This window comes from Paenibacillus lutimineralis (assembly GCF_003991425.1).
GTDB lineage: Bacteria > Bacillota > Bacilli > Paenibacillales > Paenibacillaceae > Fontibacillus > Fontibacillus lutimineralis.
In genome coordinates this window covers 3,308,613-3,327,751 of the sequence record NZ_CP034346.1, presented here as the reverse complement: position 1 = coordinate 3,327,751, position 19,139 = coordinate 3,308,613, and the positions used below count along the sequence as shown (strand labels likewise).

The 19,139-nt window shown below is 44.9% G+C and carries 16 protein-coding genes and 2 pseudogenes; 17 read left to right on the top strand and 1 reads right to left on the bottom strand.

Going from position 1 to position 19,139, the window contains the following annotated elements:
- Positions 1–14 precede the first annotated feature (14 nt).
- Positions 15–647: a TetR/AcrR family transcriptional regulator gene (locus EI981_RS14565; RefSeq protein ID WP_126999292.1), complete on the bottom strand. Its 633-nt coding sequence runs from the start codon at positions 645–647 to the stop codon at positions 15–17.
- A gap of 150 nt (positions 648–797) precedes the next feature.
- Between EI981_RS14565 and EI981_RS14560 the strand changes: the two genes are divergently transcribed.
- The 17 genes and pseudogenes from EI981_RS14560 to EI981_RS14475 all read left to right on the top strand — a co-directional run bounded on the left by EI981_RS14560 (position 798) and on the right by EI981_RS14475 (position 19,065).
- Positions 798–2,846 (top strand): serine hydrolase domain-containing protein, encoded by a 2,049-nt coding sequence (locus tag EI981_RS14560; RefSeq protein ID WP_126999290.1) that lies wholly within the window; start codon positions 798–800, stop codon positions 2,844–2,846.
- Between the two features lie 51 nt (positions 2,847–2,897).
- The gene (locus EI981_RS14555) at positions 2,898–4,388 is read left to right on the top strand and encodes an alpha/beta hydrolase family protein (protein ID WP_227011906.1); all 1,491 of its coding nucleotides are present in this window, start codon (positions 2,898–2,900) and stop codon (positions 4,386–4,388) included.
- 99 nt (positions 4,389–4,487) lie between these two features.
- On the top strand, positions 4,488–4,943 hold the full coding sequence (locus EI981_RS14550; protein WP_126999286.1) for a DinB family protein: 456 nt from the start codon (positions 4,488–4,490) through the stop codon (positions 4,941–4,943).
- 886 nt (positions 4,944–5,829) lie between these two features.
- Entirely contained in the window at positions 5,830–7,176 is a 1,347-nt protein-coding gene (locus tag EI981_RS14545) for a lytic polysaccharide monooxygenase (RefSeq protein ID WP_193556491.1), read from the top strand.
- A gap of 231 nt (positions 7,177–7,407) precedes the next feature.
- On the top strand, positions 7,408–7,995 hold the full coding sequence (locus EI981_RS14540; protein WP_126999282.1) for a TetR/AcrR family transcriptional regulator: 588 nt from the start codon (positions 7,408–7,410) through the stop codon (positions 7,993–7,995).
- Between the two features lie 77 nt (positions 7,996–8,072).
- Positions 8,073–8,687: an ABC transporter permease gene (locus tag EI981_RS14535; RefSeq protein WP_227011430.1), complete on the top strand. Its 615-nt coding sequence runs from the start codon at positions 8,073–8,075 to the stop codon at positions 8,685–8,687.
- Between the two features lie 258 nt (positions 8,688–8,945).
- Positions 8,946–9,182, top strand: coding sequence for a hypothetical protein (locus EI981_RS14525; protein WP_126999278.1), 237 nt, complete (start codon positions 8,946–8,948; stop codon positions 9,180–9,182).
- A 548-nt stretch (positions 9,183–9,730) separates the two neighbouring features.
- Positions 9,731–11,203, top strand: coding sequence for an ABC transporter substrate-binding protein (locus EI981_RS14520; protein ID WP_126999276.1), 1,473 nt, complete (start codon positions 9,731–9,733; stop codon positions 11,201–11,203).
- Between the two features lie 30 nt (positions 11,204–11,233).
- Entirely contained in the window at positions 11,234–12,088 is an 855-nt protein-coding gene (locus tag EI981_RS14515; protein WP_227011429.1) for an extracellular solute-binding protein, read from the top strand.
- Between the two features lie 75 nt (positions 12,089–12,163).
- Positions 12,164–12,634 (top strand): type 2 periplasmic-binding domain-containing protein, encoded by a 471-nt coding sequence (locus tag EI981_RS14510; protein ID WP_227011428.1) that lies wholly within the window; start codon positions 12,164–12,166, stop codon positions 12,632–12,634.
- 9 nt (positions 12,635–12,643) lie between these two features.
- Positions 12,644–12,724: pseudogene (locus tag EI981_RS14505) on the top strand (IS200/IS605 family transposase); the annotation flags it as partial.
- A 344-nt stretch (positions 12,725–13,068) separates the two neighbouring features.
- Entirely contained in the window at positions 13,069–13,407 is a 339-nt protein-coding gene (locus EI981_RS14500; RefSeq protein ID WP_237172623.1) for a BlaI/MecI/CopY family transcriptional regulator, read from the top strand.
- The gene (locus tag EI981_RS14495) at positions 13,407–14,093 is read left to right on the top strand and encodes a response regulator transcription factor (RefSeq protein ID WP_126999268.1); all 687 of its coding nucleotides are present in this window, start codon (positions 13,407–13,409) and stop codon (positions 14,091–14,093) included. The genes EI981_RS14500 and EI981_RS14495 overlap by 1 nt, the downstream gene beginning before the upstream one ends.
- Complete coding sequence (locus EI981_RS14490) at positions 14,080–15,069, top strand: sensor histidine kinase (RefSeq protein ID WP_126999266.1); 990 nt, start codon at positions 14,080–14,082, stop codon at positions 15,067–15,069. The genes EI981_RS14495 and EI981_RS14490 overlap by 14 nt, the downstream gene beginning before the upstream one ends.
- A gap of 82 nt (positions 15,070–15,151) precedes the next feature.
- A pseudogene (locus EI981_RS14485) lies at positions 15,152–15,835 on the top strand (ABC transporter ATP-binding protein).
- Positions 15,832–18,423, top strand: a complete 2,592-nt coding sequence (locus EI981_RS14480) for an ABC transporter permease (RefSeq protein ID WP_126999264.1) — start codon at positions 15,832–15,834, stop codon at positions 18,421–18,423. The pseudogene EI981_RS14485 and the gene EI981_RS14480 overlap by 4 nt, the downstream one beginning before the upstream one ends.
- Before the next feature lie 318 nt (positions 18,424–18,741).
- Positions 18,742–19,065 (top strand): ArsR/SmtB family transcription factor, encoded by a 324-nt coding sequence (locus tag EI981_RS14475; RefSeq protein ID WP_126999262.1) that lies wholly within the window; start codon positions 18,742–18,744, stop codon positions 19,063–19,065.
- The last annotated feature ends 74 nt before the right edge of the window (positions 19,066–19,139 follow it).

Below are 19,139 nucleotides of genomic sequence, written 5' to 3'. Positions count from 1 at the left end.
TATTAGATGATGCATTATGACTTGGATTCAATTAATGACTCGATATAGTTTTCAATCATTTTAATATTTTCTTTCCATATGGAAACAAGCCACTCTTGGTCTGCCTTAGAGATTAAAAATGCTGCGAATCCATTTATATGAACGATGATTAAATCATTTACTAACTCCAAGTCATTCGCGTCAAGCTTATCACCATAAAAATCGTTCACTAAGATCTCAAAGAAATCAAACGGTGTTTTTTCGCTGTCTTTACCAAAGACAAGCTCTTCAAACTCTGTATCATAGGAAGACTTCATTACAAATTGCATTTGAACATTAATTAAATTTAAGTAGTCGTTATTTTTTTCATCGATGAAAAACAGAAAATATTTGAGCATTATATCTGCAAAAGAATCTGTTCCTCTGGCGTTTTGATAAATTTCTTCCAGTGCTTCACCCATTAACGAATCAGTAAGAATAAAAGCTTCTTGTTGAATGGTCTCCATCGAACCAAAGTGATGGAACACGCTTGCTTTACTAATATTTGCTTTCTTTGCAATGCTGTTAGCGCTTAATGCCTCTAAACCATTTTCTGCTATTAAAGCGATTGTAGCGTGCAATAAAGCTTCTTTTGTTTTGTTCCCCTTTTGTTCTCTGCCATCCGTCATTACTGTTCCTCCTAGAATGATTGTTTCATTTTTCTTCAGTTATTATAACATAAAACAAAACAGTTGACCGATCGGTTAGCCTTCGGCTAAAATAATACTGACCGATCGGTTTGTTATTGTTCAATTTAAACATAGACGGAGGATACTCACATGAAAAAAAAGCTTGCTTGGCTGCTGTCTGCTGCACTTGCGTTGGCTATGACTTCACCAACCGGAGCAATGGCGTCTAGTGTCGCCCCTGTTGTAACAGATAGCCAGGAATTGGCTAAAAGTGCTGCAGATAAGGCTGCGTTGCTAATCAATTCCACTGATACGAATAGCGTTCAGTATGCGCTGATTGACAATGGAAAAATCATTGTATCTGGCCAGACCGGCAGGAATGATAAGCCGTTAACCAAGGATACATTGTACGGAATCGGTTCAGTCAGCAAAGTATTTGGGGCAGCAGCCGTTATGAAGTTGGTTGACGAAGGAAAAATTGACCTGGACACTCCCGTCTTCAAGTACATACCCGATTTCAAGATGAAGGATGAACGGTATAAGCGCATAACTCCGCGCATGCTGTTGAACCATTCCTCGGGTCTGAGAGGTACCGGATCTATGAACGATTCTTTGTTCGAGGATCATGACACCTATGCCCATGATACCTTATTGCAAACCTTGTCTGACCAGACCTTGAAGTCGGATCCTGGAGCGTTCTCGGTATATTGCAACAGCGGCTTTACACTTGCCGAGATCCTCGTTGAAAGAGTCAGCGGTATGAACTTTACCGCATTTCTCCATCAATATTTCACAGAACCATTGCAGATGAATCAGACGAAGACACCGCAGGATGAATTGAAAGACAGCAAATTTGCCGGGTTCTATGTCAAGGATCATCAAAAACAGCTTCCAAATGTGTTGGTTAATGTGATCGCTGAAGGAGGAATTAATTCCACTGCAGAAGATATGGTGCGGTTCTCGCAAATATTTATGGGACAGGCAAACCACATCCTTTCCGACAAGTCGATTCGGGCGATGGAACAGGAGGAATACAAGAAAGGAATCTGGCCGGAAGATGTGGACGATAGTAACAATTACGGTCTCGGATGGGACAGCGTAAAGCTATACCCTTTCAATGATTACGGAATCAAGGGTTTGGCCAAAGGCGGGGATATCTCTGAGTATTCTGCTTCTCTCGTCGTGCTTCCCGAGAAAAAGATGGCGGCTGCCGTATTATCATCCGGTGGTAGCAGTAGCACGAGTCAACTGCTGGCAAGCGAATTGCTGCTGCAAGCACTCAAGCAAAAGGGCGATATCAAGAACATCAAGCCGGACAAATCATTCGACAAACCAGTTAGGGCCAAGATACCCCAAGACGTATTAAAGCAAGCAGGCTATTACGCCAGCAGTGGAAGTCAGTTCCGAATAGAGATCTCCAAGGACGGAGAATTGTCCTTTCCAGAAGATTTGGAGAAAAAGTATATATATACTTCGGATGGAAGCTTTATCAACGAGAACGGAACGTCCAAGGTCAGCTTCGTCGCTGAGAGGAACGGACGCACGTATTTGTGGCTGAGAGAGTACAAGACGTTGCCGGGATTGGGGCAGATCGCAACATCAGAATATGCGGCCGAGAAGCTGGAAGACAACGTGCTGCCAAAGGAAACTGCCGAAGCTTGGGCGAAACGGGAAGGTGCTAAGTTCTATGTCGTAAACCAGAAATTTAGCTCCGATGAGTATTTCTTTGAGTATCCGGCAATCGAAATTAGCCTTGTGGGCGGTATGCAAGGTTATTGGGGGGACAGGAAGATTATAGGTCCGGACACGGCGACGAGTCAGGTCCAAATCCCAGGAATAGCAGGCCGGGATACGACGGAAGCTCGGTTCTACAAAAAAGACGGTATCGAATATTTGAACGTAAACGGCTACTCACTTGTAGGCGAGGCGAACGTAAAACCGATCTTTGCTGGATATCAGTCCAAGGTCACGGTGTCAGCGAACGGGGATGCTAAATGGTATACTATTCCGACAGCGGCAGCAGGCAAAACGATGACAGTCAAGCTGCCCGCGAACGGTGCTTTCGCCGTGTATGATGAGGAAGGAGTATGCCTCAACCATTCCGTCGTCAGCGGTAACAACAAAGCGACGTTGCCCACAAACGGTACGATCGTATTTGCAGGCACGCCGGACTCGGAATTCATAACAGAAATGAAATAATCTGTACCGTTCTCCGGACTTATTTGAGGAGGTCATCATCAATTGAGAATCATGGAAGTTGTACTGGTGACATTTAATGTGGTTATGTTGCTGTGGCTGGTTGTCGGTCAACAAAAGTCGCGACAGTTATTGTGGGGAGGACTGGCCGTCTCGGCAGTTCTTCTCGTTGTACAGGGATGGGTTGAGGGATGGCGCTGGCCCCTAATCCCAGCCTATGCATTGGCTCTGGCTCCTTTATTGGCGCTGATCACGCATCATCGGAGATGTGTCCGAACCGATCAAGGTGGCGTTAAAAGATGCGGCGCACGCAGAATTGCAGCGTTGTTATCCGCCTTTTTCTACGGGACGGTAACCGTTGCTGCGCCGCTGCTCTTCCCGGTGTTTGCATTTGATGAACCGACAGGCCCATATGGAATTGGAACAGTCGCTTATCACTGGATTGACAACACCCGTGAGGAAACGTCCACTTTGGTGGCAGCCGGGGCCAAGCGGGAACTAAACGTGCGGATCTGGTATCCGGCCAGCAAGGACGCTAAGGGAACCCGGGCGCCGTATGTGCCCGATTCCGAAGTGTACACCAAGGCATTTCAGCAGGAGTCTGGTTTGCCGCAGTTATTTTTGACAAGCCTCGGACAAGCCCGTACACATGCGGTTCAACATGCAGCGCTATCCAATGCAGAAGCATCGTATCCGGTAATTATTTTTTCACACGGGTTCCGTGGATTCGAGGGCCAGAATATGTTCCAGGTCGAGCAGTTGGTCAGCCATGGCTACATTGTTGCGGGAATCAATCATACTTACGACAGCATGGCATCCATATTTCCGGATGGCCGGGTTGCGTTGTTCGATTCGGTAAAGAATCCAGAATCGGAGATAGAGCCACTGGAAAAAATGGATAGGACAAATGAGGTTTGGGTGAACGATGCGCGGTTTGTTCTGGATCAACTTGAACAGCTAGCTACTGATGATCCGGATCAGCGGTTTAAGGGACGAATAGACATGTCACGGGTTGGGATGTTCGGTCACTCGTTCGGCGGGGCGACAACAGTTCAGATTCTGCTAAGCGATCCTCGAGTTCTGGCTGGCATTAATATGGATGGATCCTTATACGGTGAACGCCGCATTCCGACGCCAGGCATAAACAAGCCGTTCCTGATGATCAGTGCGGATGAGGAGGACGATTTGGCGGCATCCGGTGCCGTAAGTGATAATCATCAAGCCAACTTGGACATGACCCTAGGCAAAGTTGAACAATACAATCAAGAACTGCAGGAACAAGAATTGCATGCTCGGCTAGTACCGGTAAAGGCTGGTGGGAATTACTGGCTGAAGCTGCCCAACACGTCTCATATGAGCTTCTCCGATTTCTTTTTGGTCACTCCAATTATAGAGTGGGTGCAAGGGATCAACGCACGTGGTACTCATCGGCTCGTCAACGAGTTTACGCTTGATTTCTTCAATCATTATCTAAAAGGGCAGCCTTTGCAGATCATGAACAGCGCTGTTGGCACGCACGATGATTATATTCTGGAACAGGGATAAGCTAATAGAATGCCGTCGCCGCTCGATTAAGCTAACGGGCAGTTATTATGTTCAATAAGCTGTTGTGATAAAATGGAAATAGGAGAGGGGGAAACCGAAATGAAGACAATCAAGTGCATGATGGACCACCTGTACTGGGCGGACGGACGCATCTTGGATGCGCTCGAGGAGAGTAAGACGAAGAACAAGGACCTTCTTAAGCTGGTTCGGCACGTCGCGATCGCGGAACGAGTCTGGCTATCCCGATTGCAGGGTAAGGGCAGCGCGCAATATTCGTTGTGGGAGGAAGCGGAAGACCTGACGGCGATCCGGACGATGTTCGAAGAAAACGCCGAGGAATATCGCGTCTATATCGAAGGGCTCGAGGAATCCGAGTTGGACGAGATGATCGACTATTCTAACCAGAGCGGGGTTCCGTTCCGAACGTCCGTCCGGGACATCCTGTCGCAGGTTCTCTTACATGGGCAATATCACCGGGGACAGATCAACCGGGCCCTTCGGACAGAATCGGCAGAGCCTGTCCAAGTCGATTACATCACGTTCGCGAGGCTCTAACAGGGCCTAATAATCCCATTTCTCGGAATGGGATTGCATTGAACCTTACGGGAGACGTTAGTTAAATAGATTAAAACCTTTCAGAAGAGCAAAACTAGATGCTCTTCTGAAAGGTTTTATTTATGATTTTAAGTAGATGGGCATTAAAACGGCGCATTATTCAGCTCTTGCGCGACCGTTTTTGTCGGAGGACAAGAACTTGTATTTATATCCGATTAGATACCTGCATAACAAATAAAATGGTACTATTAAAGTCTTATTGTTCAGAGGGAAAATCGTTTAAAGGTGAGTGCCAGTTTATAATAAAACTTGACAAGAAATGGTTGTTATTTAATAATATATACATCCACTTACTATATATATTTTTTGTTCTTTCTGACCCGTACATCAACTTCTCTTAGCTTCATGACACTTCGCTAACAGACTCCAATTGTGACACAACTCTATTATGCCTATCTATATAGATCCCTCATATTGAGACATGATTCCAATCCCCCCTACGCTTTACCCTTAGGCTACTTACTTGGTTTTGTTCCCAACATAATAGATGCGAGCTATGAATGTCAGCATTCATCAGCAGATTACAAAGCTGATTCTATATAGGATAGCAGATTTGAAAGCGCTTACCCCCCTTCCCATGGATATTTCCAACCTACTTGTTGACACTTCTCACAATGTGATTAGGTATTGTTTTTCATGAGTTTGTACGAGTATATAAGCTCTAAGGAGTTTGTATAAATCGGCTTAAAAAGGAGCGATGCCCGCACGTTAACGTTGGAAGTATCATATTCAAGAGAGGAGGCAGCTTAAAAGATCGCGTTAAAGATGTTGTCGAAAAACAAAAGGCATATCATGACCAAACCAAATCATGGGAGGTAATGTGATGATGTTTCAAACCCGTTTAGATTCCCGCTTTATCCTGCGATTAATGCTGATTGGCGGCGGATTGCTGCTCATATTCGCTTGTATGTTCGCGATCTCGAAGACCGTATCAGCCCACGGATATATTAATGATCCGGCCAGCCGCGCGATCCAGTGTAAAAACGGATTGAATACCAACTGCGGCTCGATCGTCTATGAGCCTCAGAGCCTGGAGGGGCCGAAAGGTTTCCCTAATGCGGGACCACCTGACGGCAAAATCGCTAGCGCCGGCCTTGCCAGCTTCGCTCCGCTTGACCAGCAATCAGCTACGCGCTGGAACAAGGTGAACATGACGAGCGGCACCAACAACTTTACTTGGATTTTTACCGCTCGTCATGCCACGACAAGCTACCGTTATTTCATCACCAAGCCGGATTGGAATCCCAATGCACCGTTGACCCGCGACCAGTTTGATCTGACTCCGTTCTGCACGATTAACGGAAATGGCCAGCAGCCGCCGGCCACGTTAACCCAAACCTGCAACGTGCCGCAAAGAGAGGGTTACCATGTCATCCTCGGCGTGTGGGATATCGCGGATACCCAAAATGCCTGGTACATCGTCATTGATGCCCAATTCGGTCCTGGCGACAACATTGCACCTACGGCGCCGACTAATTTGTCCGTCAGCAATGTTGGCACAACGACAGCCACGCTGACTTGGGGGGCCTCGACGGACAACAAGGCCGTCATGGGTTATGAGGTGTACAACGGCGTCAATGTCATCGCAACTGTACCTGCCAATCAGACGAGCGCCAATCTCACCAATCTATTGGCAGGCACGACTTATAACCTAGCTGTGAAGGCGTTCGATGGTTCCGGCAATCGATCGCCGCTCAGCAATAGTGTCCAGTTTACGACTACGCAGCTTCCGGTTGACGTGACGCCGCCAACCAATCCGACCGGCCTGCATGTGATGGGCACCCCGACGTCGACGTCTGTCACGTTGATGTGGAATGCATCCACAGATGCTTCCGGCATCGCTGGCTACCGGATTTACAACGGCAACACGGTGATCGCTACCGTCACTGGAACGGCAACCGAGAAGGAGGTTACCGGATTGTCTCCGGATTCGCAATATACGATTACGGTCCGCGCTTACGACCCGTCGAACAACGAATCTGGTGACAGCAATGCCGTGACGGTGTCAACGCCTAAAGGTCCGAGTGCAACGCCATGGGTGTCAAATACCGCCTATGCGGTCAATACGCTCGTATCCTATAACGGCAAGGTGTACAAATGCATCCAGGCCCATACATCCTTGCCGGGTTGGGAGCCAGCCAACGTGCCTGCCCTCTGGCAGCTACAGCCGTAAACATAGACTTTAGAAGAGCAGGAAGCCCGCCGCTTGCAAAGAGCGGCGGGCTTATTTTTCATGGTTGATTCGATCGAATGGATTCTATGCAATGACTCACCATACTAATACGCAGTTCACCGCAGAAAAATACTTTTTGTCCTCTTGACAAATCAATAATAAACAGCATTATTATACCATGAACCAAAACATTTAAATATTCATAATATAATCAAGGGGGGGCAACAGTAAATGGCAAAGGGGCCGAAAGGTTTTTCAGAAACAGAAAAGGACGAATTACGGACTAAGCTGTGTTTGGAATGTGAACGTAGTTGGGTTTTGCATGGCTACAAGAAAACAAGCATTGGTGAATTGACTGCAAAAATTGGAATATCCACGGGGTCGTTTTATTTGTTGTATGCGTCTAAAGAAGATTTGTTTTGTGACACTTTAGAACGGGTGCAAAACAGATTGATAAATGGAGTGCGGGATATTATTTGCCATGAGGGCGGCAAAACGGGGTTTATCAAAACTATGAAATGGCAATTTGAACAATATGTCAGTTCCCCGTTTTTATACGATATGGGCACACCTGACTTTCTGTCTTTTCTAAACAAATTGCCAAAAGACCGCTTAGAAAAACTGAAATTTGATAGCACATCATTTTTTTATGAAGTAATTGAACTTGCTAATCTCAAGCTAAAGGTTGACAAGGAAAAAGTATACGCATTAACAAGCACCTTAATGTATACGGTGACTATAAAAGAACGGTTAAACTACGACCATTTTGAAATATTTGATTTCCTGTTAGATAGTGTTGTAGACAGACTATTTGAGTAAAGGAGACATCTTCAATGACTCCAAAAACTATCTTCTAACGGATACACCATAGGTGTTATTGGTAGAGGCTCTAAGATTTGTTACAGGAGGCGGGTTTTACTACTTCCCTTTTATTTTCCGAGACTGGTGGATCTATGGCGGTGGGATTACCGCTAATGCAATTAGATACCATAACTATGGCATCTATGCTTGTAAGAGCTGCGCTTATTGTTTGGGAGGCTGTCTTTATATCCTCGTTTATTATAGAGGAATACCGCAGCAAAACAATCAACTTGCTGTTTACATATCCTGTTAGTCGGACTCGATTAATTATAGCTAAATTGCTTTTGATATGCGGAATTATGCTGATCTTCCATATGGGTTCAAGCATTTTCCAGCACTTCAGTATATTCCTTTTGAGTAGACAATTTGAATTTATCACTTATAGCTTTGAAAACCTGTTTATTCATATAATTACGCCCCTATCCACAATTCTTTTAGGACTTTTCCCACTGTTCGTAGGAATGGTGAAGAAATCAACTATTGCGACGGTTATATCATCCCTCATCATTATTACCATTGCTTCGAATTCTCAAGGGAGTACGGCGGGGTTACTATCTGTACCGATGCTTGCCGTTATCTTTGGCATGATCGGTGTGATATTTTCAACGATTGCAATCAGAAAAATGATTACATCTGATTTATATAATTAGCAAGAATTGGAGGCGATAATCATGAATTTACCTGTCCCGAATTTTGTCCCTGTTCCGAGTACCGAAACCATGATGACAATATCCATTATGTTATTGATTGTTGGAATCTGCCTTGTTTGCTTGGGGGCTACCTTTCATTTCTTACGTAAACGAAAGGGAATGAAAACTACAATTCCGTGGATTAGTATTTGTGTCGGCATATTGCTCATGGCCAATCACGGAATTAAATTACTATTCAATCTTTAGGAGGCATGAATAATGGTTAATGAACTTAATCGGATGTTCCGAAAAGTCAATGATATACTTGGCGTTTCAATCAAATTGCCGGAACCAAAAAAGAATACATTAAAAGCTGCTTCCACTGTTAATTTTGTTGTGGGGGCAGGGTTCGTAGTTGCCAGCGTAATATTCACGAACAAGTGGTGTGCTGTATTCGGTGGGTTGGGAATTATTAGCGGCATTATTCAAAGACACGAGGGAAAAGCAGCGAAATAACTATTCAACAGAACCAAGGATCTAGGCAGACTGTTCTTGTTTAGTTTCTTGGCTTATTACATTCAGTGTCGAGCGGCCAGAACGGGAGTAACAGATATCTAGGAAACCAGTTGACGTCATGATATGAGGTCGGGTGACATAAACATAGTAACATTAGAAGCCGCTAATTATGCGGCTTTTTTATTTTTATGATATCAAGTTCTTGTCAAAACACGATGACAAGAACTTTGTAACATTCCCGATAGGATCTCATAGGCAGCAGGCAAGTTGAAAAAATGCCATTTTTGTTAAACTAACGGGTAGGATAGTTCAAAAGTTTCACGAATACCCTACATATGGAATTATTTACGAAGTTCGTGAATAAGAGACGTATCAGAGACCGATGCAATTACATTAACAGTAGCACTGGCTTATCTGGTCGCCCAGACCGTCTACTTTGTCATTGCGAGATCGCGTGATGTGAAAGCTTTACAGAAAATGATGATATAAACAGCTGCCTGGCCTTATGGGAAAGTTGAATCATTTTTTCAAAAAGGGGGGGAATCAGTTTGAGCAAGTTCAAGTTAACATCTATGCTGCTTATAGGTTTACTTATGATTGGATTGGCAGGCTGTACGAGCTTGCCAGCAGCTAACACTTCAAAATTGAAGGTGATGAATTACGACAAAGAAAAAAGATACTTTAATGATAAATACGGTGATATGTTCCATGCCCAGAACGGTTCGATTAAGATTGAGCTTGTTAGACCCAAAAGTATGAAACTTGATAAGACTGCTTCGAACTATGTGGAAGCTCTTCAACAATCTATCGAACAAGAACAACTCGATGTTCTTTACCTAAGAATTTATGAGTATAATCGGTTGTCCGCAGCAGGGTTCTTGTTAGATCTTGAACCGCTAGTGGTGCGGGATCACTACAATATCGACACGATTTATCCTTCAATCACCAGCTTTCTTAGGGAGCAAGGCGGTGGAAAGTTATATGGTATTGCGCCTACATTCCAGCGACAAGTAATCTATTACAATATGGACCTGTTCGATCAATATGGAATTGAGCCGCCACACGATGGGATGACTTGGCAAGAACTTATCGACTTAGCAGGACGATTTCCTACCGATGGAGATGAGCAATCCAGGATATACGGCGGATTCACGTGTTTCGGGTTAGACAAAGAAAGCCCTCTGCGAGAGTTAGGTGTGAGGATCGGTTTATCTATGGGATTGAAGGCAGTTAACCTTGATACAATGCAAGTTACAATGGATACAGAAAACTGGAAGCAAGCGTACGAACAAGCTCAAGCGGCACTATCAACGAATGCCCTCCACAAGGGAGGATTTAACACGAATGAAGACTTCAATGAACAGCAACTTTTTGCTAAGGGGAGGCAAGCGATGTTGATCGCTGATGAACCTAGCTGGGCATATAGTGTGCTTGACTATATAAAAAGTGGTAAGTCAGGGGTTAAGCCATTTAGGGTGGGTATGGTGGTTGGTCCAGTGGATCCGTCTAACCGAGAAATAACCAGAGATCTGAACTTGAATAATGACTATGTATATGCGATTCGTGCCAATTCCTCCAATGTAGATGCTGCATGGGAATTGTTGAAGTTTATGCAGGGTGATGAGGTTGCAAGCAAATTGGCGAGAAGACCTGATAATGGAATACCTACACGCATGGGTCAAACAAGCGGTTATTACGGAATTGACCTAGATGGATTCTATCACTTAACCTCCGTACAGCCAAGTAATTACTATGATGATTCTGATAATAATATTGTTCCGGATAAATTCAAAGATAAATATGAGGAGATTATGTATCGTGAATTGACCCAAGTAGAGGAGTCTCGAAAATCCCTTGATGAAGCGCTACAGACGATTCAACGAGATGCACAAGCTGCCCTTGATGAAGCATCCCTTGCTAAGAAAGTTAATGGAGAAAATGGGGGATTAGAGCCGGACAATGGCATGACAACAGAGATGACAATCCATTGGGATGATTTTAAGACAGTACCTTTTAAATGATAAATGTTTGAGCAGAGATCGGAGACGATGATGAACAGAACATGGTTGCAAGTAGTTACGATGCTTGTTATTAGTTGCCTGTTAGTAGTAGGTTGTACAAGTGAATCTAAGGGTCCGATTGAACCAAAAGAGAATCAAGAGACGACTACGCTTAAGGTCATCTATCATGATTCGGAATTATTCTACAAGCAATATGGTGATTTGTTCACCACGCTCAATAATCAAATTCAATTTGAATTAATAAGTGATGCAGACATTTATAAGGATATGGGGGACAAGACGAAGGAAGAGGTGTATGCAGAGTTTATCCGTGAAGAACAGCCGGATATCTTGATTCTGGATGCTCATCAGTTTAAAAATCAAATTAACGATGGAATACTGACTGAACTTGATTCGCTGAGTACTAGAGATAACTATAATCTGGATGAGTTCGTTCCTGGTTTAGTTGATCAGTTTCGTGAACTAGGCGGTGGTGGATTGTATGGACTTACTCCGTCATTCTCAAGCAAGGCGATATTTTATAACAAAGACCTGTTCAAGAAAAATGACATAGAGTTACCATCTGATGGAATGAGTTGGTACGACATCATTGATCTTGCCCATCGTTTTCCTACTGAAGGGGATAAACAGACACGCGTTTACGGATATAGCGGTGGAGAAGTGTATGAAGCCCCTATGGATCTAGTTACACTGATTGATAAGATGAGTCAGGCTGAAGGATTGGCGATCGTGAATACAGATAAGATGCAGGTGACCATAGATACAGATGCGTGGAAGAAAGTGATTCAGACCGCTATCAAGGCAGACCAATCGGGAGCTATTTTTAATTCTATGGATGAATTATTCACTAGTGGAACGAATGAGGAGTTCTATGATAGCCAATAATTTCTCATGGGGCGTTCTGCTATGCATATTGGATCTGTAACGTCGCTAGCACTTATGGATCATTTCAAGAATGATATGAACGATTATGTACCCTTTGAACTTGGTATTGCCGCTGGACCCGTTGATCCCCTTGATCCTACATCAACTTATGTAACTCCAGGTGATATATTCGCCATTAATATAGTATCAGTCAATCAAGATGCAGCATGGGAATTTATTAAGTATGTGTGCGGTGAAGATTATGCTCGTGTTAGCTCTAAATCTAATGAATTGTTGTTAGGTCAGCAACTGTTATTAAGTCGATCAGGATTTATGACTGACTATGAAGGAACAAGTTTAGAGCCGTTCTATCAATTAAGATCAAAATGGCTAAGGCGTAGTGACGATTGGTACAAGCTGCCTGATCAATTCTTCAACGATTTTGCCACGATATTAAGTCGAGAACTAGAACTTGTGGAAAAAGGACAAAAATCCCTTGATGAAGCAATAGGAACAGTACGGTCCGAAGCGCAAGCGGTGCTTGATCAAGCTGTTACGCTCCGATGACTGTGAAATTCCGAAGCACCTTTTATGGGTTATCTGAAGGGAAAAAGCGGACTGATGATATTCGAGAAGCATGTCAATTTGAAGGATAAAATATTAGAGCTATCACATTACACAAGGCACCGCCCAAATGAACTATATGGGCGGTGTTTTTATATGGTAGCGGTCACTTCGGGCCAAGTTGGCCCGAAGTCGCAGGGTTTGGGGCGGCTGGCCCCAACAAGCAGTTTTATGGGTTTGACCGCCAGGGAAAACCTATAAAATGTGCAACTGTGGCCACAGTTACCCTGCTTGCCGTTTAGCAGAAAGGCGAAAAATGCACTGTTTACACTATTGACAACCGTTTAATACAGATGTATTATGCAGTCAATCTAACACGCTTGTGTTAGTAGAAAGGTGATTATATGAAAAGGCTTCCCGAAGCAGAGTTTCGAGTGATGAAAGCTATCTGGGCCTACGAGCCGCCAGTAACCTCATCTATGGTAATGGGGCATTTGTCGGGAGAAAAAAGCTGGCCTATACAGTCGATTGTCACATTACTTAGCAGGTTGGTAGAAAAGGGGTTCTTACGCTCAGAAAAAAAAGGCAAGGAAAGACGGTATTATCCACTCGTTTCAAAGGAAGATTATCTCCAATTTGAAACTAGAAATTTTGTTAAGCAATACCATGAAAATTCATTTATCAGTCTGCTATCAACGCTTCATCAAGACAAGAAATTGACTGACGAAGATTTAGACGACTTGCAAGAATGGATAAGGAAACGGAGGTCTGACTAATGCCACGAATATTTTTGGTTGAGGACGATAAGGCAATCGCTAAAAACCTTATGCTTTTGCTTCGCTCAGAGGGATTTACAGTCACCCACGCCCCTACGCGGGATGAAGCCCTTGCCGCGCTTGCCGGGAATAAATTTGACTTGGCGTTGATTGATATTTCTTTGCCTGATGGAAATGGCTTTACGGTTTGCACGGAAATCAAAGAAACGCAAGATGTTCCTGTTATTTTTCTGACGGCTTCTGGCGATGAGGCAAGTGTTGTTACCGGGCTGAACATGGGCGCGGACGACTATATCACCAAGCCTTTTCGTCCGCGTGAATTGATTGCGCGAATTGGAACCGCCCTACGAAAAAGCGGGCGTTCCGGGTCGGCTTTTGAAATCCGTGGGCTTTATGTCGATACGGCAAGCGGCGTTGTGAAAAAAAACGGCAACGAGGTTTTCCTTTCAGCATTAGAATACCGCTTGTTGCTAGTGTTTATTAGCAACCCCAAAAGTATTATCACGAGGGGCAGGCTACTTGATGAATTGTGGGACGCGGCGGGTGAGTTTGTCAATGATAATACATTGACCGTGTACATCAAGCGCTTGCGGGAGAAGATCGAGAACGACCCAGCAAGCCCGCAAATCATTCTGACCGTTCGCGGGACGGGGTATAGATTGGGGGGCGAGTATGCTTCGAAATAGAGAGTTTCGGCAGTTTTCCATTTTGTTCTCCTTAATGACTGCCGCCGCTGTAATGCTAGGATTTGCAATCAATACGGAGGCGGGAATCCTTGCCATTGCTTCTGCCGCCGCCTTTGGAACGGCGTTTTTCGCGTTTACCAAAGCCCGATACAAAAGCATTGCGCGGATTTCAAATCAAATCGATCTTGTGCTTCATAATGCTGACCATCTGTATATTGGTGAATCGGACGAGGGCGAACTTTCCATTCTGCAAAGCGAGATAACCAAAATGACGCTGCGTATTAGGGAGCAAAACGACGCGCTGAAAAAAGAAAAAAAACATCTTGCCGATTCGCTGGCCGACATAGCCCACCAACTCCGGACCCCTCTCACATCCGCAAACCTCATTCTATCATTGTTAGCGAATAACCCTGATGAAAACGAGCGAAAAGCATTTGTACGGGAAACAGAGGAATTGCTTGTGCGGATGGATTGGCTCATTACTTCTCTATTAAAATTATCCCGCTTGGACGCGGGCGTTGTGGTGTTCCAAAGCGAGCAGATAGATGTAAACGTTCTTGTATGCGCCGCGCTTCGCCCGCTCCTAATCCCGATGGAACTGCACGACATTGATGTGCGGATAGACGCGCCGAAAGGGATGATTATTCAGGGCGATTCTGGTTGGCTTTCGGAAGCAATTCAAAACATCCTCAAAAATAGCATGGAAAGCGCAGGCGATAACGGGAAGATTGAGATTGTCTGCACGGACAACCCATTGTTTACCGAGATTGCCATTCACGACAGCGGCGCGGGCTTTGAAAAAGAAGATTTATCCCGCCTATTTGACAGATTTTATCGCGGGAAAAGCGAAAACGCAACAGGATACGGGATTGGATTGGCTCTCTGCAAGATGATAGTAACTCGGCAGGGAGGGACGATTACCGCAAAAAACCACCTGCAGGGCGGCGCGATATTTGCCATTCGTTTCCCAAAGTGACGAATCTCTCACCTGAAAGTCACAGAGATGTAAGTTGAAGGTTCTATTATATGGGTAAACCATGAAAAAGGAGACTCACATAATGGAGTTCTTAAAAATTGAAAATCTATGCAAGGTCTACGGCAGGGGCGAAAACCAAGTTGCCGCGCTTGACCATGTTTCGCTTACAATCGAAAAGGGGGAGTTTACCGCAATCATCGGTTCCTCCGGCTCCGGCAAGTCCACATTGCTTCACATCATCGGCGGCGTGGACGTATCGACAAGCGGAAAAGTGTATTTGGAGGGGCAGGATATATATGCCCAAAGCAATGAAAAACTCGCCATTTTCCGCAGGCGGCAGGTCGGACTGATTTACCAGTTTCACAACCTCATTCCCACCCTGAATGTGGTGGAGAACATTACCTTGCCTATCCTGATGGACAAGCGCAAGGTCAACGAGGAACGGCTGAATGACCTGCTCGAAATGCTTGGGTTGCAAGACCGCAAAACGCATTTACCCAATCAGCTTTCGGGTGGTCAGCAATAGCGCGTTTCCATTGGACGCGCTTTGATGAACGCCCCAGCGGTCATGCTTGCCGACGAACCCACGGGCAGTTTGGACAGCCGAAATGGGCATGAAATCATCAAACTGCTGAAAGAAAGCAATAAAAAATATGGGCAGACCCTGCTCCTCGTCACCCATGACGAAAATATCGCCCTGCAAGCAGACCGTATTATCGGCATATCAGACGGCAAAGTAGTGAGAGACGAGAGGGTGCGGCTATGAATATTTTTAACAAAGTCACCCTGCAAAGCATGAAAAAAAGCCGTACCCGAACGATTGTCACGATTATCGGAGTTGTCCTGTCCGCCGCCATGATTACGGCAGTCGCTACCTTTGGCGTTTCCCTGCTGAACTATATGGCAAACGGCGCGGCCCAGAAATACGGCGATTGGCACGTTGAGTTTTTGGACGTTGATTCCTCTTTTGTACAGGAGCGAACCCACGACGAGGGAGTCGCTAACACCGCAACATTTGAAAATATCGGCTACGCAAAACTTGACGGCGGGAAAAACCCAAAAAAGCCGTATCTATTTATAGCCGGATACAGCGAGGAAGCCTTTGATACCTTGCCCATAGCCCTGGCTGCAGGCAGATTGCCGAAAAATAGTGGAGAGATTGTTCTTCCGGGACGCGTCGCTACAAACGGCGGCGTTAAATTCGCGGTGGGCGACAAGCTTACACTTGCTGTCGGAAGCCGCATGGACGGAAATAAAAATCTCGGTCAACACGACCCTTACATTTCCGGGAAAGAAACTCTTGTGCCAAAAGCCGAGAGAACCTACACGATTGTCGGTATCTGCCGAAGCCCCAGCTTTGAGGAATCTTCTGCGCCGGGATATACCTTAATAACGAAAGCAGATGCACAAGACAAAGCGGACAACTTCAGCATATTTGTTACGCTTAAAAACCCGCGTGGGGTTCACGCTTACGCAAGCAGCACAGCGGGAACCGGGGCTTACGTCTTTAACGATAATGTGTTGCGCTTCATGGGCCTTTCCGACAATAACGTGTTCAACACGCTTCTGTACGCGGTTGGCGGCATTGTGGTCGCCATCATCATGATAGGCTCGATTTTTCTGATTTATAACGCATTCACCATCTCGCTGAACGAGCGCACACGCCAGTTCGGGATTCTCTCATCGGTGGGAGCTACGGCGAGGCAACTGCGAAATTCAGTGCTGTTTGAGGGGCTTTGTATCGGTGCGGTCGGCATACCGATTGGCATTATCGTTGGCATAGGCGGCACCGGGCTTGTGATTTCCGTTGTCGCCAGGAATTTCGGGAGCATTGCCTACAGCGCTGTACCTTTAACCTTGACGGTGTCCTCCCCCGCGATTGTCGTTGCGGCCGCGGTCAGCATGGTTACGATTCTGATTTCGGCCTATATCCCGGCCAGGAAAGCCGCAAGTACTCCAGTGATGGAGAGTATTCGCCAGACGAACGAGGTCAAAATCGAATCCAAAGCCGTGAAAACTTCAAAGTTCGCGGAACGCATTTACGGATTGGAAGGTACTCTTGCGTTAAAGAACTTTAAGAGAAACAAGAGACGCTATCGCAGCATTGTGCTATCCCTTGTTTTAAGCGTAGTGCTATTTATATCGGCTAGTGCTTTTGTAACGTATTTGCAACAGTTTTCGGAGCGGGCAGCAGTGTATACTACCTATGACATCGGTTTTGCCACGCAGGACATGGACGATAGCGAAATGTTGCCGCTTTACGACAAACTAAAAACTGCCGACGGTGTTTACGAAAGCTCGTATCAAGCGCTTATGAAGTATTCATTCGCTGCCAAAGCAAGCGATCTTTCAGACGATTACTGGGAATACGCGGGTTCACATTCGCCAGACGAAACGGTTAATCTGCCAATGGAAATCCAGTTTCTTGAGGACAGCGCCTATCTGAATATTATCAAAGGCTTGGGCTTGCCCGCAGAGGAATATACCGGGCAAAATGCGAAAATGATCGCCGTTGCCAAACTGACAAGCCACATGAAAGCCAATCGGGAGCATGAGGTTGACGAGTTTATTGATATGTTCAAGAGTTCTTCCATGAATTTTACCATCGCTCCCGAAACAAATGGTATGCCGAAGATGGAACAGGGGCAAAACGTAAGCGTTACGTTTGTTGAGACCGTGCCGCCTGATACACTCCCGGTCCTAGGAGACTCCGGGTCGAAGAATCCGATCTTTTTTAGGATGATGGTCCCCTATTCGCTCAAAGAGAAGTTTGAAACCCCCGATACCCATCTGGATATTAAGGGCTTGACCTTTCGGTCAAAAACCCCCTCGCAATCGGTGGCTAAAATGGAAGCGATGATTCAGGGGGCGGGAATTACAACAGCCGAGTACAACCTGTACAATTTCAATAAATTTCTTGATGAGAACCGCAATACCATATTCATCATCAACGTGTTCGCTTATACTTTTATCATTATGATTTCGCTGATCGCGGTTGCCAATGTGTTCAACACGATTTCCACGAATATCAAGCTGCGCCGGCGGGAGCTTGCCATGCTCCGCTCTGTAGGGATGTCTGAACGCGATTTCCAAAAGATGATGAATTTCGAGTGTGCCTTTTATGGCATGAGGACGTTGCTCTTCGGGCTTCCTATAGCGGTAATCTCTTCTTGGCTGATTTACAAAGGGATGGTTGTCGGCGGGGCGGACAATATCGGTTTTGTGTTCCCGTGGGTCAGTATCGGAATCAGCGTGTTCAGCGTGCTCTTTGTCGTGTTCGTTACAATGCTGTATGCCATTAGCAAGATAAAAAGAGAAAATATTATTGACGCGCTTCGGGATGACATGACTTGATTCTAAAACGATATTAACTTGATAGAAAATCAGAAAACATCTGTGTGAGCGGGTTCAAGTGATTCGCAATCGTTCCAAAGACGATTTAATTAACTTCGGACCAAGTTGGCCCGAAGTTATACCACAATAAAATACGGCAAAAAAACCCGCCGCGCAAGCGGAAAAAGAAAAAACGTTGTTCGGCGGGTTCGTTATGCCATAAAAAGATATACCATTGAGGTTAAAGGTGCAGTTATTCTTCAAGGGCGTTTCTTAATCTTTTAGACTTGACATGTGCATACCTATGCATATATCATACTTACAGGTGGTGAGACAAATATGAATAGAGAAGAAGAGCTTAAATGTTCAAACGAAATTAATAATGCTATTGATTTTGACTTTTATAAAGCACTATTTGATCCTGTTAGAATTGAAATTATTAGATATTTGGCAGTTTATGGGGCGAAAAACATAACAGATATTGCTGGAAATCTTCCACAGGATAGGTCAGTTATCTCAAGGCATTTAGATTTAATGTATAGTCTTGAAATTGTTTCAAAAACAAAAAAAGGAAGAAATACTTATTACGAAGTAAATAGCCAAACGATATTTGAAAAGTTTAAATTAACAACTGATCAATTAGAAAAGCTTTTAAATAGTTGATGATCTAAATTTTTTTAAGTTATTATGTGCATGTGTGTGCACTGTTGCATATTAATACACCACCTTAATTAACT